Source organism: Streptococcus oralis (assembly GCF_016127915.1).
Classification (GTDB): Bacteria; Bacillota; Bacilli; order Lactobacillales; family Streptococcaceae; genus Streptococcus; species Streptococcus oralis_BO.
In genome coordinates, this window is sequence record NZ_CP066059.1 from 395,338 (window position 1) to 415,626 (window position 20,289).

The following is a 20,289-nucleotide window of genomic DNA, read 5'->3' on the forward strand; positions in this document are numbered from 1 at the left end:
AAACAGGCTCTCCGAAAACTCGGAAAGCCTTATTTAATGCTACTTAGAGCGATTATTTAGCGATTGGGTAAACAGAAACTTGTTTTTTATCGCGACCTTTACGTTCAAAGCGTACTACGCCTTCAACTTTAGCGAACAAAGTATCGTCTCCACCACGTCCAACGTTTACACCTGGATAGATGTGTGTACCACGTTGACGGTAAAGGATTGATCCACCTGTTACAGTTTGTCCGTCAGCTGCTTTAGCTCCAAGACGTTTCGCTTGTGAATCACGTCCGTTTGATGTAGAACCTCCACCTTTTTTGTGGGCGAAAAGTTGCAAGTTGTTAAGAGTCATTTTTAACATAATGTTTTCCTCCGTGTTAGTTTTCTGTGATAACTCTGGTTTGGACGAACTCAGAAGAGTTCTCCGATAAGTTTGCCATACCTAAGAAAAATGATTCGAAGAATAACTGAGTCATTTCTCTCTGGTGTGAAGGAAGATCCGCTGGTATTTCAACCTTTAGATAGCCACCTTCATCTTCGTTTAATTCTAAGATTGGTTCATAGCCTGCAAATTTCTCAATGGAATTGATAAAGTTAATGGCAAGCGTAGAAACCGATGCACACACGACATCTAAGCCGTATTCGCCACTTTCGGCGTGTCCAGTAATTTCCGCACTCCTCAGCTCGCCATCTTCGGCTCTCTCAAAGACTGCTTGTATCATGTGTTCTCCTTAAAATTAAGCGTTGATCGCGTTGATGACAACTTTTGTATATGGTTGACGGTGACCTTGTTTACGGTGGCTACCTTTTTTAGGTTTGTACTTGTAAGTAACAACTTTCTTTTGTTTTCCTTGTTTTTCAACAGTTCCAACTACAGTAGCTCCAGCAACAAGTGGAGTTCCGACAACAGTGTTTTCACCACCAACAAGAACAACTTCGTTAAAAGTAACTTCTTGACCAGCTTCAACGTTCAATTTTTCAACGTAAACTGCTTGACCAACTTCAACTTTAACTTGTTTTCCGCCAGTTTTGATAATTGCGTATGTGCTCATTATGCACCTCCTATGATTTTTAGGGTTTCCCCGTATTTTTGTGAAGACTCGCCTAGCATCGTGGGACGAACCACTTAAAAGAAAATCTCTAAGTATAACAAAGTTTAAATTTTGTATACGACGAGCAAACGATGTTCGTGCGGTTGCACAGGATTGTGCATAGTCAACTCTTCGATTATAGCATATCTTCTTTTTTCTTACAAGTAAAATCAATTAAAATTAAGCTTTTTCTTTCCCTTTTTTTCTCCAAGAAGCAAAAAGCATGCTGAAGTAAAAGATACTCATCATAAGAGGAATACCTAGAATTGTCTTTTCCTGATAATAAATCGTCAAATAAGCTGAAAAAACAACTCCGAAGACAAAACTGCTAAGCAAGCTAACAAAAATCAAGCCCTCTCGCAGAAAAGGCGTATGCTTGGTCCGGAAATAATCTCCAAAAGCTAACATAGTACGTTTGATATTCCCTGTCATAAAAGCATTATTATAGGCAATACCTGACACTTCTCCAAAGGCTGTTGTCACCAGTCCCATACAAAAGGCCAAGGGCGGTACGAGATAGATATTATCAACCGTTCGTGGCACAAAACCTATAATTAGGGACAGGACTGCAAGAGGAATCAAGGACAAAATCGGCTTTTTAACAATTCGTAGTTTTTCCTTATACAATGTCAGTAAAAAGACCCCCATCATAAAAGCTAGCAAGGTCATTACTTTGGCACTGGCATCTGACACATTGTGTTGAATGAGTCCTACTGATAGAAAAACCACATTTCCAGTCTGTCCTGCCACAAGGGTATTTCCTCGCACGATAAAGGTATAGGCATCTACATATCCTGCGCAAAAAGTCAAAAAAAGCGCTAGCCTCTTAGACTGACGTGATATTTTTCTTATTGGTAATAATCTCATTTTCTCCCCCTTTTCATTTTATCTACCTATCTAAATATTGTACCACTTTCTCCAAGAAATGCGTAGTCCATTTGAAAATTTTTACCATCTGTTGGATAGTCCTTCTTTTCTGTGTTATAATGAAGGAAGGATTTAAAATCGGAAAAGGAGTATCCATGCTTAAATTAGGTGTCATCGGAACAGGCGCTATCAGCCATCATTTCATAGAAGCAGCCCATACTAGTGGAGAATACCAACTGGTCGCAGTCTATTCTAGAAAACGAGAAACTGCCGCAACCTTTGCTTCCCACTATCAAAATGTCCAACTGTTTGATCAATTAGAAGACTTCTTTAAGTCTTCCTTTGATGTAGTCTATATTGCTAGTCCAAACTCCTTGCATTTTGCTCAGGCACAAGCTGCCTTGTCTGCGGGTAAGCACGTCATTCTTGAAAAGCCAGCTGTCACTCAGCCACATGAATGGCTAGATTTGAGGCAAACAGCTGAGAAAAATCACTGTTTTATCTTTGAAGCGGCACGAAACTACCACGAGGAAGCTTTTACTACTATCAAAAACTTTTTAGCAGACAAGCAAGTATTGGGAGCTGATTTCAACTATGCCAAGTATTCTTCCAAGATGCCGGACTTGTTGGCTGGGCAGACGCCAAATGTCTTTTCAGACCGTTTTGCTGGCGGAGCTCTTATGGACTTGGGGATTTATCCTCTCTACGCTGCCGTTCGCCTCTTTGGAAAAGCTCAGGACGCGACCTATCAGGCTCAACAGCTTGACAATAGCATTGACCTAAATGGCGATGGTATCCTCTTCTACCCTGACTTTCAAGTTCACATTAAGGCTGGGAAAAACATCACTTCCAATCTTCCTTGCGAGATTTACACAGCAGATGGAACCTTGACCCTTAACACGATTGAGCATGTCAGCTCAGCTATTTTTACCGACCACCAAGGAAATCAAGTTCAACTCCCTATCCAACAGGCTCCTCATACGATGACTGAGGAAGTCGCAACATTTGCACACATGATCCAGCAACCAGACAAGACACGTTACCAGAACTGGCTAGATGATGCAGGCTCTGTTCATGAGCTACTATATACTATGCGCCAGATTGCTGGCATTAGATTTGAGGCAGAAAAATGAAAACCAAACTACCTACTGAATGGCAAGAACTAAGTGACCAACTCGGTTTCCAAGAATTCACCCCCATTCAAACTCAACTATTTGAGCCCATTCTTGCTGGAGAAAACCTCCTAGGAGTGAGCCCAACAGGAACTGGTAAGACCCTCGCTTACCTCCTGCCAAGCCTTCTCAGGCTACAAAAGAAAAAAGCCCAACAACTCTTGATTCTAGCACCAAATACAGAACTTGCTGGACAAATTTTTGATGTGTGTAGAACGTGGGCAGAGGCTATCGGCTTGACTGCTCAGCTCTTCCTATCAGGTTCCAGTCAGAAGCGCCAGATTGAACGCCTTAAAAAAGGACCAGAAATTCTAATTGGAACCCCTGGCCGTATCTTTGAGTTGATTAAATTGAAAAAAATCAAGATGATGAATGTGGAAACCATCATCCTGGATGAATTTGACCAATTGCTCGATGATTCTCAGATTCACTTTGTCGATAAAATCACTCACTACGCACCTCGTGACCACCAACTCATCTACATGAGTGCGACGACCAAGTTTGACCAAGAAAAGATTGCACCAAACACGCGCACCATCGACCTTTCTGACCAAAAGTTAGACAACATCCAACATTGCTATATGCAGGTAGACCAACGTCATCGAGTGGACATGCTACGAAAATTAGCTCATGTAGAGGATTTCCGCGGTCTAGTCTTCTTTAACAGCCTATCAGATCTTGGAAGTGCGGAGGAAAAACTACAGTATCGCGATGTCTTGGCCGTTTCCCTCGCTAGCGATGTCAATGTTAAGTTTCGAAAAGTCATCTTAGAACAGTTCAAAGACAAGCAACTAACTCTGCTCCTTGCAACTGACCTTCTGGCACGTGGGATTGATATTGATAGCCTAGAATGTGTCGTAAACTTTGATGTTCCTAGAGACATGGAAACTTACACTCACCGCGCTGGCCGTACAGGTCGCATGGGCAAAGAGGGCTATGTGATCACTCTCGTAACCCATCCTGAAGAACTTAAAAAACTCAAGAAATTCGCCAGTGTAGGTGAAATTGTTCTAAAAAACCAAGAACTCTATATCAAATAAGGTTGGCATTCGCCAACCTTTTTCTTATCCCCAAGTAATTTCTAATTGATAACTGGCAAAAGGATGTCCCTCTTGGTTTTGCAGTTGATAGGCGAGCTCAATCTTTTGCCCATCCAATTTGTAGTGATTCGTTTGAATGATAAACTCCTGCATCCCCATTGGAGTAGGAATATAGGCCAAACTATCACTATCTTTTAGAAAACGCATGATGGTTTTGGGACTCGAGAAACGGGTCATCACCAGTTCTTGACTATGAAACTTGAGAACCACTTTTTCCTTTTCCTCATTGTAGAAAAGCAGATAGCTATAATCTCCCTTTTCACGCACTTCCACGTTATAGAGCTGGTCAATCACTTCCAACTGTTCATCAAACTGAATTCTATTTCGCATCCGAATCTTCACATCAAATCCTCTTTCTTGTCTCTTGTCCTACTATTTTACCAAAAAGAGCAGGAATTTGCTATAATGGTCATATGAACGAAAAAGTATTCCGTGACCCAGTTCACAACTATATCCATGTCAATAATCAGGTCATCTATGACTTGATCAATACAAAAGAATTTCAACGTCTGCGCCGTATTAAGCAACTAGGAACTTCCAGCTATACTTTCCATGGTGGGGAGCACAGTCGCTTCTCTCACTGTCTAGGAGTCTATGAGATTGCACGACGTATAACGGAGATTTTTGAAGAAAAATATCCTGAAGAATGGGATCCTGCTGAGTCTCTCTTGACCATGACCGCTGCGCTCCTTCATGACCTCGGGCATGGTGCCTACTCCCATACTTTTGAGCATCTCTTTGATACAGATCATGAAGCCATTACCCAGGGAATCATTCAAAGTCCTGAGACAGAGATTCACCAAGTTCTGCTACAAGTGGCACCCGATTTTCCGGAGAAGGTAGCCAGTGTCATCGACCATACCTATCCTAACAAGCAGGTCGTGCAGCTCATTTCTAGCCAGATTGATGCGGACCGCATGGACTATCTCTTGCGCGACTCTTATTTTACAGGAGCATCTTATGGGGAATTTGACCTGACTCGAATCCTCCGAGTGATTCGTCCTGTCGAAAATGGGATCGCCTTTCAGCGCAATGGCATGCACGCTATTGAAGACTATGTCCTCAGTCGCTACCAGATGTATATGCAGGTTTATTTCCACCCAGCAACTCGGGCCATGGAAGTCCTCCTACAGAATCTTCTCAAGCGCGCCAAGGAACTCTATCCTGAAGACAAGGACTTCTTTGCACGCACTTCTCCTCATTTGCTACCTTTTTTTGAAAAGAAAGTTACTCTATCTGACTATCTGGCACTTGATGACGGCGTGATGAATACCTACTTCCAACTCTGGATGACCAGTCCTGACAAGATACTAGCCGACTTGTCGCAACGTTTTGTCAACCGCAAGGTCTTTAAATCCATTACTTTTTCACAAGAAGACCAAGACCAACTCGCAACCATGAGACAACTGGTTGAAGAAATCGGTTTTGATCCAGACTACTATACTGCTATTCATAAGAACTTTGACCTCCCTTATGATATCTATCGTCCCGAATCTGAAAACCCACGGACACAGATTGAGATTCTACAGAAAAATGGAGAACTAGCAGAACTCTCTAGCCTGTCTCCTATCGTCCAATCCCTTGCTGGCAGTCGCCACGGAGATAATCGTTTTTATTTCCCAAAAGAAATGTTGGACCAAAACAGCATCTTCGCAAGCATTACCCAGCAATTTTTACACTTGATTGAGAACGATCATTTTACCCCAAATAAGAACAAATAGAGGAAATGTATGAGTATTAAACTAATTGCCGTCGATATCGATGGTACCCTAGTCAACAGTCAAAAGGAAATCACTCCGGAAGTCTTTTCTGCCATCCAAGATGCCAAACAAGCTGGCGTCAAAGTCGTGATTGCAACAGGTCGTCCCATTGCAGGCGTTGCAAAACTTCTGGACGACTTGCAGTTGAGAGACAAGGGCGACTATGTGGTAACCTTCAACGGTGCCCTTGTCCAAGAGACTGCTACTGGCCATGAGATTATCAGCGAATCCTTGACCTATGAGGATTATCTAGATATGGAATTTCTCAGTCGCAAGCTCGGTGTTCACATGCACGCTATTACCAAGGACGGTATCTATACTGCCAATCGCAATATCGGAAAATACACGGTGCACGAATCAACCCTCGTCAGCATGCCTATTTTCTACCGCACTCCAGAAGAAATGGCTGACAAGGAAATCGTCAAATGTATGTTTATTGATGAACCAGAAATTCTCGACGCTGCGATTGAAAAAATTCCAGCAGAATTTTACGAACGATACTCTATTAACAAATCTGCTCCTTTCTACCTCGAACTCCTTAAAAAGAATGTGGACAAGGGTTCAGCCATCACTCACTTAGCTGAAAAACTAGGATTGACCAAAGATGAAACCATGGCGATCGGTGACGAAGAAAATGACCGCGCCATGCTCGAGGTCGTTGGAAATCCCGTTGTTATGGAAAATGGAAATCCTGAACTCAAAAAAATCGCCAAATACATCACCAAAACAAATGATGAATCCGGCGTTGCCCATGCTATCCGAACGTGGGTACTGTAAAATGCTTAACTATAAAAAATAAACGACACCCCAAAAGGTAGAGATGAAACTCTAACTTCCGGGGTGTTCTTTTTGATTTTTCGCCAAATCATCTAAGTAATCCTAGTCTATCTAGTTCTTTTAGGGCAGATTCTCTTGATGGGTATGGATTTTTATTGATGAAAATTTTTACTGTTTCGACGTGATGATAAAGATCCATGCTAATCTCTTTTAAATTATCAATAAAGACATCAAGTAGTTCCGGTTCAATGTTTTCCAAGGGAGAAGGAAGCTCCTTCTTATTTTCAAACTCAAAAGCTTCTTTAGCAGTCACACCTATTGCATAACTAATGTTGTCCCACAAGAGACCATTCGCTTCATTTTCATCTAACTGCATGTAGATAAATATTCCACTGAAGTCTGTCCCATCATCTAAAAGGCGATAAAGTTCCTCTCCCCTTTTATCTCTATTCTCCAAAAAACTCCAACATGCATCCAAGGCAGTTCGAATTTGAGAATTGTATCGTGTTTTCATACGGTTTACAATTGCTTCAGCAAAAATCAACATAAAATAACTCGTAAGCATATCCTCTCCTGATCTATACTTGAACGAATAGCCTATTCATTCTCATCTGATAAAAATAGTGAACCAAAATAGTTTTTAACGAGCTCATCCTTTAAATATCCTTCTATTTCTGGACCAGTTATTTGTGAAATAAGCTCCCTATTTTCAGCTAGGATTTGTTTGTAACTTGAAGAAAGAGCCTCAAGTATGTCCTCGTCGGCACTTTCAATCGTTTGTGGCAGGTAAACCTCCTCAGAAGCAATATATGAGTAGTGACAAACTAGGACAAAGAAATTAGCGATACAGTTCCATACTAGTGGATTGGTTTTCTTATCCAACACCTGAAATGTCAAGATATCCAGCTCGTCCATATTTTCCAGTCGATTGTATAAAATATCTGGACAAAAACCACTCTCTTTATCAAGTTCCTGTTTAGAAAGTTTTAAGGATTCTACAACAAACTCCTGATATTCTTTCTCACTGACAAGATCTACAAGACCGTATAACAACTCCTGTAGGAAGCACAATAAATTTCTATTATCATTCATCGATTTTCCTTCTATTACTAAAAAACTAACTTGGTAATCCACTGGAAAACGTAGCACTCACTCTTCCTCCTCAAACATCAGGGCATCCAGTTCTTCTCTTTCAGCCACAATCTCTTCAAAGGTGGAAATAAGATTATTTACTATTTCTAAGGTGATAATACCAGTCGAATCCCTCATCGTAACCTTGGTTCCAATGACATTCAACTCATGAATGAGTTCTCGAACCTTTCTTAATCCATCCAAATCTAACATGTCAACTTCGATCACCGTGTCATGATTTTTGATTCTAGATTGGATTAAAGAAAAAGGCAAGGATGAATGGCTTCTTAACAACTTATAGGTCCCTGACTTGTCACCTATAGAATCAATAAAAATAGCTAGCATCACTTCCGCTCCCTTCCTCTCTGGTCGCTACTATATGACATTATACCATACAGGTGAGCTGATTCTTAAGAAACTAAAGAGGGCGTTCCCGTTCCGATTACTGAGTTAGATCTAATTCAGATCGTTGTACAGTTACTTAAATCTTGAGAGTACAAAAACTACGTCCTTAACCAAGAGCACAACGTAACGGTTGTACAGTTACTTAAATCTTGAGAGTACAAAAACTAGACTTTAACCAGTCTTTAATCAACTTGGTTGTACAGTTACTTAAATCTTGAGAGTACAAAAACGAGTGAAGTGAAGCGATTCTTACTTGACCTGTTGTACAGTTACTTAAATCTTGAGAGTACAAAAACATGATGTGAGTCAGATGAAAGAAGACTTAGTTGTACAGTTACTTAAATCTTGAGAGTACAAAAACGGTTTGGATAGTGGTCTGCGCATCACCGTCGTTGTACAGTTACTTAAATCTTGAGAGTACAAAAACTTCCCAAATTGGTTAACTCCGAGAATGATGTTGTACAGTTACTTAAATCTTGAGAGTACAAAAACTGATTGCGTAATGAGAAACCCATGCCTTGTGTTGTACAGTTACTTAAATCTTGAGAGTACAAAAACGCAGTAGCTGGATTGTCTTTCTCTGGATTTGTTGTACAGTTACTTAAATCTTGAGAGTACAAAAACAGGTATAGCCATTCTCTTTCAAAAAGAAGGGTTGTACAGTTACTTAAATCTTGAGAGTACAAAAACCTATTCCTGAAACCAATAACGCCTTTAATTGTTGTACAGTTACTTAAATCTTGAGAGTACAAAAACGTATAGGTATTTCTAGTTTCAAATACCTGAGTTGTACAGTTACTTAAATCTTGAGAGTACAAAAACTAGGGCTATAACCACCTTGAACGCTACCTAGTTGTACAGTTACTTAAATCTTGAGAGTACAAAAACTAGTCAGTTACTTATTATTTTCAATTATGAGTTGTACAGTTACTTAAATCTTGAGAGTACAAAAACAGTGTTAAAGATCTATAATTTCGAAAAATCGTTGTACAGTTACTTAAATCTTGAGAGTACAAAAACTAGACCCGCTTGGTTCCGTTTGGTGTGTCGGTTGTACAGTTACTTAAATCTTGAGAGTACAAAAACAGTGACAGGGGAGACAGACGATAAGTTCGAGTTGTACAGTTACTTAAATCTTGAGAGTACAAAAACAAGGTCAATATCTATGGACTCGAACAATTTGTTGTACAGTTACTTAAATCTTGAGAGTACAAAAACTCGTACACGCCCACGTCAAAGCCAAATTCAGTTGTACAGTTACTTAAATCTTGAGAGTACAAAAACAGAATCAGAAGTCAAAGAACTATGGGAAGAGTTGTACAGTTACTTAAATCTTGAGAGTACAAAAACCTCAAATTCGTCAATTTTAATTTTTGTTCCCCTCAAAAACATTATAAAGCCTTAAATCTCACCCGTCAATACTATTCTTCCAAATATTTCAATAACATAGGATTGATCGATCCAATACAGAATTTTGTTTTCATTTTGTACTGATACAAATTATTCAAAATTTTTAATGCTACTTGATCTTCTACAGATAAACTCATGTGGAGAATGTCCGAGCTAAATAAATAGGATCCAATTTTTCTTAAAGAAGTTAAAAATTCTTGTTCATCAGGTATTTGATTTATTGGATACTGATTGATAAAGCGATCATACATGAATTCTAGCGAATAAAAATGATCAACATAATCAGAAACAATATTGATTTCCTCTAAAACTTCTTTCGTGACATGAAGATAACCTTCATTGGAAGGAAATAAAACAATATATAATGAATCGCTATGATTAGTCAGAAACTCCATTTTCTCGCAACATTCAACAAAATCATTATAGGATAGAAAATCGTCCAAATTTCGTAAGACAAGCAAAAACTTTTCAGAACTGTTTGTCGCCATAATTTCTAACATGGAAAGAAATAATAAAAACTTTATCTTATTGTCTACAAACTCAAAGGATATATTTTTATCATTTGCTCCAAAGTATGGTAAAAAATTTTTTTGAATTAATTGATCAGCATTAAAATATTTTGCTTCGCTATGATAAACGATATCATCAATTTGAAGATTCAACTTCTGATTCAATAGAAGTGAAATCCTATCCAAATTATCATTGATATTTTCAATTTGCTCCATTATCTCAATAGAAGTAATTTTTTTCTTTATATAACCATAAGCTACTGTCCCTTTTTTATATTCCATTTGTTCAATCAAATCATTGATATTGGATATTTGAATAACACTAAATTCTGAACGGGAAAAAACTGTATCATCTATTAGTATTTTAGGCTCATTTTGTTCAAATAGAACCAAATCTTCCTCACTATATTTTTTTCCTCCAAAATACCATAATAGTATCTGCCAAATATAGTACTTTAGTTGCTGATCTTGACCTACAATTTGAGTAAATTGACCAAAACTTAATGAAATATTATCCTTATACGGATGACTAATGTTCATTTTCATATAACTACCAACTTATTATCGCTGACTACTTCTTCTTGCTTTGTTTTTCCACCAATTATTAAAACCATTTCAGAAAATTGTTTCTCTGTTACTGCAAGTAAACGGACATTCCCACTTGGTAAATTACTCTGGCTTAATTTTTTATAGAATTTACTTGCAAAACTTCGATTAGGACAGGTTCGATAATAAACAGAAAACTGCAACATTTCAAAACCATTGGCAATTAAATCTTTCCGAAAGTTACGATAGACCCTTTTTTCTTGATTTGTTTCCATTGGTAAATCAAAAAAACACAATAATCTCAATGCTTCATACCTCATTTCTTTAACTCCATTCTACACTCGAAACCACCGGACAGTAAAATTTACTAGTATCCTTATCAGAGATACATTTTAGAAAACCTTTGACATATTTATCCATTGCTACCGTTACAGAACACGTTTCTTTCCCATAACGAATCTTTGCGTTCAGTGTATCTGTCAACGCAAGACGAAATTCATATTTCAAATACTCTTCATCTCGTAAATTTTGATAAACCCAGACATCGATAATCTGCCGAAAAGGTTCCATTAGATCATCAACCAGGTTAAATTGGTTATATTCATTCTTATGAAAAATTCCTATTAAGGGATTCAAACCATACCCAGAAATAATACGTGCCATTTGCGCTCTCATGATTGCATAACCATAATTTAGACCAGCATTGATGACATCCGTTTCCTGTTGTGTAAGACGTACGAATTTTTTTCCAAAGAGTTCGTTAAAATAGACTTTTGCAGCATGACCTTCGCGGTTGGTTTTATCTCCATATTCAATATGATCTTTATAGTCTGCTAATAATTGAATGCAATCAATATTCTTCTCAAACATTGCAAGAACATCTTGCTGATTGTTTATTTTGAAATAAGTAACTATCTGCCATAATTTATCTTTCTGTTCCTGCGTCCACAATAATTGCTCCTGTAATTTTTTATAGGCTCTAAAATGGCCATTTTGAGAATGATAAATTCCTGTAGGCAAGTGCTCATTATCACAGACAATTAAAGCAATATTATACTTACTTAAAGCACTTAATAACCTTAAAGTTACAACAGTCTCCCCTCCTTCTGCTACAATTATCGAAATATCACTCAGTGGGATAACATAGTCTTGACCCATTTTCTTAATCAGAAGATTATCTAACTTCAATTGCATTTTTTCACTCTGACAGACATGCACAATTCTCCAAGTCATCGTATTTTCCTCTTTCACAAAACGAAAACACCCAGCCATAAATGACAGGGTGTTGAATTCGGCATGAAGCCTTATCTTTGTAGCTTCTGCAAGATTTAAGTAACTGTGTAAGGCGTCCCTTACGGTTACTATTATAATACATTGTACAAGCGTTTGCAACTCTTTTTTAAATATTTTTTAAAATTTGAGTTTTGGTTCGTCACCCTCTTTTTTAATGATATGTTTTTTACCCAAAACATCTGTTTTTACTTTAAAAATGGATATATTTGACTTATTTAGTCCTTTCAGACACTGTCCTCCTTTTGCAACTTTACCAAATAAACTTATCAATGGCTGCTCACCATCAAATTTAGCTTTATCATAAGGTTTCAATTCAACATAATGTTTTACATTTGGCATAGTTCTAGATAAAAATCTAAAAAATTGCTCTTCATTTGTTTGATTATCTTTTATTAAAATTAAGTCATTTTTATAAAGAGTAAATTTAAATTCCGCCTGAGAGTCCACTCCTTCTCTATCCTTAATTGATAAGTACTTTTCAATGGATATAGAGTAAGCACCACTACCCTTTTCAAATTGCAAATCTGCATACTTTAATCCAAGTAATTCATATTTCCCTGTTTTATGATTATAATAAACGTCTGTACGCCATGGGGCTATTGATTGAAGCACAACTTGATTATCACTACCATCTGGTGTGATATCAATGTGATTACCTAGTTTATTATCATAGTATTTAAGACTTTTAATTTCTGGTCCATTACCTTTTTTACTGTACTTTCGAATAGGTCCATTTTCTTGTCTATATTTCTCAAAAGGATTGCAAGGAATCTCTTTATTTTTATCGTTCAATTCTTTAGAAGGATAGGTTCTTAAAATTTCTTCAATCACTTTTTCAAATGTTTGTGGATCTTTGTGATACATCAAGAATTTACTCTTATCTTTATTATAAATTTTAATGAAAGCATCATATCCTGCTTGACTATAAATATCTTTAATCTTACCTAAAACATAAGTTTCTTCAGACTTATCTTTATCCAATTTCGCTTTTCTTGTTGCGTAAATGGTTGCATCTGAAATTTTTCGATTGTATTTTGAATCTACTTGATAAGAAAACAGTATACTATCCTCAAATGTCTTGCTACGCAATGTATCGACAAAATGGTCATAAGGCGCTTTAAACACTAACTCTTTATATTCATCATCAGCCAATGGAATAATTTCTCCAGTCTCTGAATCAACAAACTGCCCTTCTTTATAAGTAATCAGAGGATTATTCTGTTTTTTCCATAATCTTAATTGACTCGAAGCAGCAATAATTAAGGCATCCACAGCATGGTGGTGATAGGTTTCACGAGATTTTTCAAGTCCCCACTTTCTTCTTAGCTGAGAGGTAAATTGTCCACGTACTACTGAAATAGTTGTATCGAAATTATGATTTTTATAAAAATCTTGTAGAGCATTTAAAACAACTCGAGAAGAATATCGAGTGTCAACTAAATTTCGTTCGATAAATTTCTGTTTTACTTCAATTTTACTAATGTCTTCTTCCGTTAAAAGGTACTCTTTCTTTTTATTACTTAATAATTTAGACTCTTTTACATAAGATTTAAACTCACGGTAGGACCAACCATCATCCATACTATCTAAAGCCTGAAACGGTGTTCGCTGTCCCTTCTCTTGGTTTGCTGTAGCTAGGACCAATACTTTATTAGATAGACTATCATCAAACGATAAAGAAAGAGGTAAAATATGGTCAATTTCGTACTTGTACTGATTGTGAATTAAATCTGAAATTGGAATGTTCTTCCCAGTATAGAGACACTTTTCTCCCTGTTGATGCCATAAACGAATCTTAGTAGCTAATTCCTTATGCCCATGAAAAATGTTATCCGGCAGCTCTTTTTTCCCATTGTATTGAAACGCCGCTTTTTCCATAGCTGCATTTTTCTCATCTTGGTTTGCCTTTTGACGTTTTATATAATCTTTCTTAGCGTCTTCTTCGTTATTTTCACGCGCCATTTCGATAACGATATTATCAAAGATACCATGTTTTTTAGTTGCTTCGTTGATTATTTTTATAGCTTGTCTGACAGATTTTGCTACTACAGGGTTATAGATTTCTTCTGTTACTTCTTTTTCATCAATATACTTAGTTCGTTTTGAAGTCTCTTTAGATTTTTGTTTCCCCAATCGTGTGAGAATTGTCATTTGCTCTTCTGAAGTTTCATAAAGTTCTGGTATCAACTCCATCATGAGTTTAAGAGAAAAATTATGCCATCCCTTACTAAATAGACTGCTATTATTTTTTCTAAATTGAACTAATTCAAGTACTTGATCTTGACTAAATACACCCATTAACTTCGAGTTAATTGCTTCTTCTATACCTTCTCGTTCAGTATTTAGAGTTAAAATATGGGCAAGCTCATCTAGAACATTTCTAGACAATTCCCCAACTGAAATTGTTTCTAGCGATTGCATTTTTCGATAGACTTCAAAAGTATGCATTTCAGGTTTATTGTTTAAATCAACTCGATAACCACGTATCTGATCTACTGAAGCATCAATCATTTTAGCAATGTACTTCAATAAGGTTGAGGCTCCTAATGTTTTCGCTAATTTCGCATATTCAATGATTGTTTTCTTTTGTTCCTCACTAAGTTTCTTTGTTTCTGTAGGAACTGTTAAATTATTTAAATCATTTAGTAAGTTAAACTCTTGAGCAGTATAGGAAGCTTTAGAAGCTCTGTATTCCTCAGGATAAAATGTACATTTACCGATTAAAACACCAAAAATATTATCTAAGGTAGTACCATCTGTTCGAAAACGTCCATAATCCGTCCGAGATTTTTCATTTCCTGGTCCATGATAATATTTTCTTTTCCCTGTAAGGATTTTTAGATAATCCTCGATAAACTCATCCGTAATTTTACTATTGAATTCCTGCTGTTTTCTAAGAATTCTTTCAGCTTCCTTTTTATACGCAGATGTTGAAAAAACATTGATCAATCGGCATTTCTCACCATTTTCTTCAACAGTAAAATCTCCCCTTAATTGACCATATTTTTCAAAACGCTCTAGTTGGATTTGACCTGGTGTTTGTTCAGCAAGTAATTTTCTATTTTCCTCAACTGCCTTACCATAATCAGACGATACTGTACCCCCATCCTCAGAAGCATCATCTAAATAGCTAATACCACGTCTCTTAACAATGTTCTTTAAAGCTATGAACAGTTCTTCATTCGTTAGTTGCTGATTCAAGCCATCTACACGAAGTCGATATGGATTAAGATTAATGGATACCTTAGAAAAATCAGTTAACAAACCATAGTCTTCAAATAAATCTTGGAAGCGAACACCACGATGTTTTTTCCGACGATTTAATCGTCTAGCCTGTCTATTTTTTCTTCTTTCAACATTATTATCAGCTGTTGCAGCTGGAAAAAGTCGTGAATTCACATGAATAATCTTTCCAGAATTTTTTTCTAGAATTCCCACTCCTACGGATGCAATACCAATATCCAATCCTAAAACTAAACCGTTCATAGTCAAACTCCTAACTCATTATAATATTAATCAAATTTTACTCCTTACTTTCTAAAAAATCAAATCATTATATGCAATTAACTAAAATATCCTGTCTTTTTATAATTATATGCAAATTCTCCCGTTTTCATCATTGATAAAAAACAAAAAAGCGTGATCTCACGCTTTTGGAGTTCTATTTTAACTTGAGTAATTTCTGTTTAAAATTACTCGTTTACTGCTCCCTGCAGGAATCGAACCTGCAACTACTCCTTAGGAGGGAGTTGTTATATCCATTGAACTAAGGGAGCTAGATAAAAACCCTGCTGGGTGAGCAGAGTTTTTTAGTCGAATTAACGACGGATTTCTTTGATACGAGCCGCTTTACCTTGAAGTGCACGCAAGTAGTACAATTTCGCACGACGTACTTTACCGTAACGAACAACTTCGATCTTTTCAACACGTGGAGTGTGGATTGGGAAGATACGTTCAACACCTACACCGTTAGAGATTTTACGAACTGTGTAGTTTTCTGAGATGCCAGCACCTTTACGTGCAATAACAACACCTTCAAAAATCTGGATACGTTCACGGTTACCTTCGACAACTTTCGCGTGTACACGAACAGTGTCACCAGGACGGAATGATGGGATATCTGTACGAAGTTGACCTTCAGTCAAGCTTTGGATTAATGGATTCATTTTATTCTCCTATCTTTGTCAATCTTGAGGAACCTTCCTCAGCGGATAAACTGTATTTTTGTGCGTCCATTACACACAAGATACAGTTTACCAAATTTCCACCTAAAAGTAAAGAAATTTATAGCAGAATTCCTAAAAAAATCGCTAGAAAACCGCCTAGGTATGTTAAGACAAAATAGCTATAAAATACCTTTTTATCACTTAATAGTTTTTGCAGTTCGTCATTCAAGGTTGAAAAGGTCGTTAACCCTCCACAAAAGCCTGTCGCTAGGATGGCATAGATTTCCTTGGACTCCACATGATTGTAGAGCAAGCTAATCAAAAAACAGCCTAGAAGATTGGCTATGAGAGTTCCTAAAGGAATTTTGGAAGCTTGATTATAGCGGGAAAAGAAATACCGCACTAGGGCTCCGAACCCGCAGGCGATTGCAAGATAAACGATTACCATTTCTTCCTCCCTAGAACATAAGCCAAGAGCAGACCTCCACCAATGCTCAAAAATAAGTAGATGCCTAAACTAAGATAACGCCCGGTATCAAGCAGTTTTACTGCATCAAGCATTAGACTAGAAAAGGTTGTTAAACCTCCGCAAAAACCCGTCCCCAGCGCCAAAACCAAGCCTTTACTACTTCCTTTATAAACCAGATAACCTTTCACCAGATAGACTAAGCAGAAAATACCCAGATAGTTGACAAGGAGGGTACCCCAAGGAAAGTCGGGACTGGCTGGTAACCAAGTAGAAACCAGGTAGCGGACAAGACCTCCCAACATAGCAGCCAGAAAAATCCCGAGCGGATAAAATTGTTCCTTTTTCATTTGATGTTTTGATCCTGATAATCACGCGAACGTTTGAGAATGTCTGAAAAAGTCGCAACAATGGTCTCCTGGTAGCGCTTATCTTCTACTCGATTTTTGACCTTTTCAAAAATAACTTCTTCTCTCTTAGAATCTAAGATTGGCTTACCAGATGCTTTCTTATAAGCGACAACCCCTTCAACTAGGTGCATCCGTTCTTCTAGGAGCTTGACGATTTGGTCGTCGATTTGATCAATTTCTTGGCGAATAATATCTAAGTTCATACAGTCTCCTCCTTTATTTGAATTATTGTATCAAAAAGCTTCTAAATAGGCTAGTAAAATCCCAAAATAACTAATAAAAAAACGCACTGACTTCTTCCAGTCAGCGCAGTTTGATTCTTATCCTACTTTTGCAGCCAATTCTTCTGCGAATTGTTCCAAACGTTCGATGTCTTCTTCTTCGGCAGAAAGGTCTACTTTAACACACTCTGAACCTTTTTCAGCTCCTGTCGCTACAAATACACGATCAAAGTCATCAACAGCCTTACAGAATTCGTCGTAGAAGGTATCTCCTGAACCGACCACTCCGTAAATTTTGCCATTCAAGTTGAGATCAGCTAGGTCTTCGTAGAAGTCCATCATCTCATCTGGCAATTCTCCATCTCCGTAAGTGTAAGTCGCAACGATTGCGATATCCGCTTCCAAGAAGTCTGAAGCGTCAACAGTCGTACATTCATCAACATCGACATTCAAGCCCAAGTCACGCAATTTATCTGCTACAATATCTGCAATTTCTTCGGTATTACCGGTCATACTGGCAAATACAATTTTTGCTAATGCCATATCGTCCTCCTCAATTTATCTTTCTCCATTATATCATATCTTTTTCATTTTAAAAATAAAAATTCTTGTGCTACAATGAAATGAGAAAGAATTGAGGTTATTTATGGAAATTTGCCAGCAAATATTAGAGAAAATCAAAGAATACGATACCATTATCATTCATCGTCATATGAAACCAGATCCGGATGCCTTAGGGAGTCAAGTGGGATTGAAAGCTCTTCTCACACACCATTTTCCAGAAAAGACTATCAAAGCAGTCGGTTTTAACGAACCAACTCTAACCTGGATGGCGGAAATGGATACTGTCCAAGACAGTGTCTACCAAGGAGCTCTTGCTATTATTTGTGATACAGCGAATCGCCCTCGTATCGATGACAAACGCTACGAACAAGCTGCTTTCACCATTAAAATCGATCACCATCCAAATGATGATATCTATGGTGACCTATCATGGGTGGATACAAGTTCAAGCAGTGCTAGTGAGATGATTGCATTATTTGCTCAAGAAAATCAGCTAGCTTTGTCTAGTGAAGCGGCACGACTTCTCTATGCAGGAATTGTCGGGGACACAGGGCGTTTTCTCTACCCGTCAACTAGTGCCCGTACCTTTAGAATAGCTAGCCAGCTCCGAGAAATTGATTTTGACTTTGCTGGATTGTCTCGTCAAATGGATACCATGAGCTTCAAGATTGCAAAACTGCAAGGCTTTGTCTATGATCATTTAGAAGTTGATGAAGACGGGGCTGCACGCGTTCTGCTTACTCAAGACATCTTGGAAAAATATAAGGTTACGGATGCTGAAACAGCGGCAATTGTCGGAGCACCTGGCCGAATCGATACCGTTAAGGCTTGGGCTATCTTTGTTGAACAAACTGATGGCCACTTCCGCGTGCGAATGCGCAGTAAAATCACTCCTATCAATGAAATTGCCAAACGACATGACGGTGGAGGGCATCCATTAGCCAGTGGCGCTAATTCCTATAGTCTAGAAGAAAACGAACAAATATACCAAGAGCTGAAAGAAGTTCTACAGATTCACCAAGGCTAAGAAAGAATTTTCTTGGCCTTTTAAATGCTATATTCTTAAAATATACGGTTTCTTTGTCCCTCAGTTTATGGTATAATAAATCAAACCGAATAAAAGGAGACTTAATAATGGAAAAAAATCGTTTGTTTATCCTCATTTCTGCTGGAGTAGCAATCCTTGGTTCACTCTTGCCATGGGCCAGTTTAAATGCAGGTGCTTTTGGTTCCTATAGTGTGAATGGTTACCAAGGAGATGGGTGGTTTGTCATTATCGCAGCTATTGTATCTATTGTTCTTGCATGCCTAAATAATATGAATAAAGCAATGCCTAAAGGGTTCTCAATTGGTGTCATTGTTGCAGGTGCAATTGCAACTCTCGTCACACTAATTAATCTTTTTAGTGTAAACAAGTACGTGTCTAACTTTGGTGGATATGGCGTTTCAATCGGCTTTGGTTTGATCTTGGCTCTTCTTGCTAGCATTGCACTTGTTGTAACTGGTCTCTTGGCAATGTCAGGTGGTAAAATTACAAAAGAGTCATTTACTGAATTAGCTGAGTCTGGTAAAGATTTTGCTCAAACTGTCGGACGTGTAACAAGCTCTACCGTTAAAACTGCAGTAGAAGAAATCAAAAAAGAATCTCAAGAACGTAAAAAAGAAGAAACTACTGCTGAGAAAACAGAGACTGCTAAAGAGGAAACCGAGCAAAAAGAAGAAGCTAAGGAACCAACTAATGTGGAGGCTGAATCAGCAGCAGAAAATGCAGAACCAGTAAAAGAAGAAACTACTGAATCTGAAACAAAAACAGAAGCTGAACCAGTAGCCGAACCAACTGAAACAGAGGCTGAAGCTGAAACTGTAACAGAATCAACAGAAACAGAAACTACTGAAACTGAAAAAGAAGCAAAATTAGCAGAAGAAAACGCAGAACCAGTAAAAGAAACAGAAGTAAAAAATTAACAAGAAGAAAAAGCTCCAAATCAAGAGAACTAATCATTCTTCTACCGTCACTCCAGTAAACACTGGAGTGATTTTTTATCAAGATTTTTAATAAAATCAGGGAAAAGACTTGCCAAACTTACCAGAATCTGATAGACTAGTAAGGTAACAATCTATGGCTCGCAAAGAGACCATGGCAGAAAGGAAATATTGCAAAATGAAAAAAGATATCCATCCAGAATATCGCCCAGTTGTCTTCATGGACACAACTACTGGTTACAAATTCCTTAGCGGTTCAACAAAACGCTCTAACGAAACTGTTGAGTTCGAAGGCGAAACTTACCCATTGATCCGTGTGGAAATTTCATCAGACTCACACCCATTCTACACTGGACGTCAAAAGTTCACTCAAGCAGATGGACGCGTGGATCGTTTCAACAAAAAATACGGTCTCAAATAATGATAAAAAAGA

General features: G+C 37.7%; 24 protein-coding genes, 1 tRNA gene, 1 CRISPR repeat array and 1 other annotated feature. Of the genes, 7 read left to right on the forward strand and 18 right to left on the reverse strand.

The features are described 5' to 3' along the window. Positions 1 to 52: 52 nt before the first annotated feature. From rpmA to I6H78_RS01915, 4 genes are all read right to left on the reverse strand, one after another. Positions 53 to 346 (reverse strand): 50S ribosomal protein L27, encoded by a 294-nt coding sequence (rpmA, locus tag I6H78_RS01900; RefSeq protein WP_000916509.1) that lies wholly within the window; start codon positions 344 to 346, stop codon positions 53 to 55. A 16-nt stretch (positions 347 to 362) separates the two neighbouring features. After that, a complete protein-coding gene (locus I6H78_RS01905) occupies positions 363 to 707 on the reverse strand; it encodes a ribosomal-processing cysteine protease Prp (protein WP_000613697.1) in 345 nt (114 codons plus the stop codon). 15 nt (positions 708 to 722) lie between these two features. Further along, on the reverse strand, positions 723 to 1,037 hold the full coding sequence (rplU, locus tag I6H78_RS01910; RefSeq protein ID WP_000109141.1) for a 50S ribosomal protein L21: 315 nt from the start codon (positions 1,035 to 1,037) through the stop codon (positions 723 to 725). Positions 1,038 to 1,071: 34 nt separating this feature from the next. Beyond that, positions 1,072 to 1,192, reverse strand: a sequence feature (ribosomal protein L21 leader region). Positions 1,193 to 1,256: 64 nt separating this feature from the next. Then, entirely contained in the window at positions 1,257 to 1,943 is a 687-nt protein-coding gene (locus I6H78_RS01915; RefSeq protein WP_198459769.1) for a YoaK family protein, read from the reverse strand. A 155-nt stretch (positions 1,944 to 2,098) separates the two neighbouring features. On the opposite strand from I6H78_RS01915, the gene I6H78_RS01920 reads away from it, so the two are divergent. Both I6H78_RS01920 and I6H78_RS01925 read left to right on the forward strand, forming a co-directional pair. Then, complete coding sequence (locus tag I6H78_RS01920) at positions 2,099 to 3,076, forward strand: Gfo/Idh/MocA family protein (RefSeq protein WP_198459770.1); 978 nt, start codon at positions 2,099 to 2,101, stop codon at positions 3,074 to 3,076. Further along, positions 3,073 to 4,155 (forward strand): DEAD/DEAH box helicase, encoded by a 1,083-nt coding sequence (locus I6H78_RS01925; protein ID WP_198459771.1) that lies wholly within the window; start codon positions 3,073 to 3,075, stop codon positions 4,153 to 4,155. The genes I6H78_RS01920 and I6H78_RS01925 overlap by 4 nt, the downstream gene beginning before the upstream one ends. 24 nt (positions 4,156 to 4,179) lie before the next feature. On the opposite strand, the gene I6H78_RS01930 is transcribed toward I6H78_RS01925, so the two are convergent. Continuing rightward, complete coding sequence (locus I6H78_RS01930) at positions 4,180 to 4,557, reverse strand: YwiB family protein (RefSeq protein WP_198459772.1); 378 nt, start codon at positions 4,555 to 4,557, stop codon at positions 4,180 to 4,182. 71 nt (positions 4,558 to 4,628) lie between these two features. Here I6H78_RS01930 and I6H78_RS01935 point away from each other — a divergent pair, with 71 nt between their 5' ends. Further along, positions 4,629 to 5,936, forward strand: a complete 1,308-nt coding sequence (locus I6H78_RS01935) for an HD domain-containing protein (RefSeq protein WP_198459773.1) — start codon at positions 4,629 to 4,631, stop codon at positions 5,934 to 5,936. Between the two features lie 9 nt (positions 5,937 to 5,945). After that, positions 5,946 to 6,752: a sugar-phosphatase gene (gene yidA / locus I6H78_RS01940; RefSeq protein WP_198459774.1), complete on the forward strand. Its 807-nt coding sequence runs from the start codon at positions 5,946 to 5,948 to the stop codon at positions 6,750 to 6,752. Positions 6,753 to 6,840: 88 nt separating this feature from the next. Here the strand turns inward: yidA and I6H78_RS01945 are convergent, their stop codons facing one another. The 13 genes from I6H78_RS01945 to I6H78_RS02005 all read right to left on the reverse strand — a co-directional run bounded on the left by I6H78_RS01945 (position 6,841) and on the right by I6H78_RS02005 (position 17,852). Further along, complete coding sequence (locus I6H78_RS01945; RefSeq protein WP_000958203.1) at positions 6,841 to 7,317, reverse strand: Imm6 family immunity protein; 477 nt, start codon at positions 7,315 to 7,317, stop codon at positions 6,841 to 6,843. A 32-nt stretch (positions 7,318 to 7,349) separates the two neighbouring features. Next, on the reverse strand, positions 7,350 to 7,901 hold the full coding sequence (locus I6H78_RS01950; protein ID WP_232619940.1) for an Imm6 family immunity protein: 552 nt from the start codon (positions 7,899 to 7,901) through the stop codon (positions 7,350 to 7,352). Beyond that, positions 7,902 to 8,228 (reverse strand): hypothetical protein, encoded by a 327-nt coding sequence (locus I6H78_RS01955; protein ID WP_198459775.1) that lies wholly within the window; start codon positions 8,226 to 8,228, stop codon positions 7,902 to 7,904. 123 nt (positions 8,229 to 8,351) lie between these two features. After that, a CRISPR array of direct repeats spans positions 8,352 to 9,638; the repeat unit is 36 nt; unit sequence GTTGTACAGTTACTTAAATCTTGAGAGTACAAAAAC. A gap of 71 nt (positions 9,639 to 9,709) precedes the next feature. Next, positions 9,710 to 10,753, reverse strand: coding sequence for a CRISPR-associated protein Csn2-St (gene csn2-St, locus I6H78_RS01960; protein WP_198459776.1), 1,044 nt, complete (start codon positions 10,751 to 10,753; stop codon positions 9,710 to 9,712). Next, positions 10,750 to 11,073 carry a CRISPR-associated endonuclease Cas2 gene (cas2, locus tag I6H78_RS01965; RefSeq protein WP_001268300.1) on the reverse strand — a complete coding sequence of 108 codons (324 nt, stop codon included), beginning with the start codon at positions 11,071 to 11,073 and terminating at the stop codon, positions 10,750 to 10,752. Before cas2 ends, csn2-St begins: the two co-directional genes overlap by 4 nt. A 4-nt stretch (positions 11,074 to 11,077) precedes the next feature. Beyond that, positions 11,078 to 11,986 (reverse strand): type II CRISPR-associated endonuclease Cas1, encoded by a 909-nt coding sequence (gene cas1, locus I6H78_RS01970; RefSeq protein WP_000220251.1) that lies wholly within the window; start codon positions 11,984 to 11,986, stop codon positions 11,078 to 11,080. Between the two features lie 177 nt (positions 11,987 to 12,163). Next, the gene (gene cas9, locus I6H78_RS01975; protein WP_198459777.1) at positions 12,164 to 15,532 is read right to left on the reverse strand and encodes a type II CRISPR RNA-guided endonuclease Cas9; all 3,369 of its coding nucleotides are present in this window, start codon (positions 15,530 to 15,532) and stop codon (positions 12,164 to 12,166) included. A gap of 218 nt (positions 15,533 to 15,750) precedes the next feature. Next, positions 15,751 to 15,822 (reverse strand) — tRNA-Arg (locus tag I6H78_RS01980). A gap of 42 nt (positions 15,823 to 15,864) precedes the next feature. Continuing rightward, positions 15,865 to 16,212 (reverse strand): 50S ribosomal protein L19, encoded by a 348-nt coding sequence (gene rplS, locus I6H78_RS01985; RefSeq protein WP_001068669.1) that lies wholly within the window; start codon positions 16,210 to 16,212, stop codon positions 15,865 to 15,867. Between the two features lie 118 nt (positions 16,213 to 16,330). Then, positions 16,331 to 16,660 (reverse strand): fluoride efflux transporter CrcB, encoded by a 330-nt coding sequence (gene crcB / locus I6H78_RS01990; protein WP_198459778.1) that lies wholly within the window; start codon positions 16,658 to 16,660, stop codon positions 16,331 to 16,333. Beyond that, positions 16,654 to 17,028, reverse strand: a complete 375-nt coding sequence (gene crcB, locus I6H78_RS01995) for a fluoride efflux transporter CrcB (protein ID WP_042767706.1) — start codon at positions 17,026 to 17,028, stop codon at positions 16,654 to 16,656. The genes crcB (I6H78_RS01990) and crcB (I6H78_RS01995) overlap by 7 nt, the downstream gene beginning before the upstream one ends. After that, positions 17,025 to 17,291 (reverse strand): chorismate mutase, encoded by a 267-nt coding sequence (locus I6H78_RS02000; protein WP_001046954.1) that lies wholly within the window; start codon positions 17,289 to 17,291, stop codon positions 17,025 to 17,027. Before I6H78_RS02000 ends, crcB (I6H78_RS01995) begins: the two co-directional genes overlap by 4 nt. A 117-nt stretch (positions 17,292 to 17,408) precedes the next feature. After that, positions 17,409 to 17,852 carry a flavodoxin gene (locus I6H78_RS02005; protein WP_198459779.1) on the reverse strand — a complete coding sequence of 148 codons (444 nt, stop codon included), beginning with the start codon at positions 17,850 to 17,852 and terminating at the stop codon, positions 17,409 to 17,411. Positions 17,853 to 17,955: 103 nt separating this feature from the next. On the opposite strand from I6H78_RS02005, the gene I6H78_RS02010 reads away from it, so the two are divergent. The 3 genes from I6H78_RS02010 (at position 17,956) to I6H78_RS02020 (ending at position 20,277) form a co-directional block, all read left to right on the forward strand. Beyond that, on the forward strand, positions 17,956 to 18,900 hold the full coding sequence (locus tag I6H78_RS02010; RefSeq protein WP_198459780.1) for a DHH family phosphoesterase: 945 nt from the start codon (positions 17,956 to 17,958) through the stop codon (positions 18,898 to 18,900). Between the two features lie 107 nt (positions 18,901 to 19,007). Next, entirely contained in the window at positions 19,008 to 19,838 is an 831-nt protein-coding gene (locus tag I6H78_RS02015; protein ID WP_198459781.1) for a lantibiotic ABC transporter permease, read from the forward strand. A gap of 196 nt (positions 19,839 to 20,034) precedes the next feature. Beyond that, positions 20,035 to 20,277, forward strand: a complete 243-nt coding sequence (locus I6H78_RS02020; protein ID WP_000710762.1) for a type B 50S ribosomal protein L31 — start codon at positions 20,035 to 20,037, stop codon at positions 20,275 to 20,277. The last annotated feature ends 12 nt before the right edge of the window (positions 20,278 to 20,289 follow it).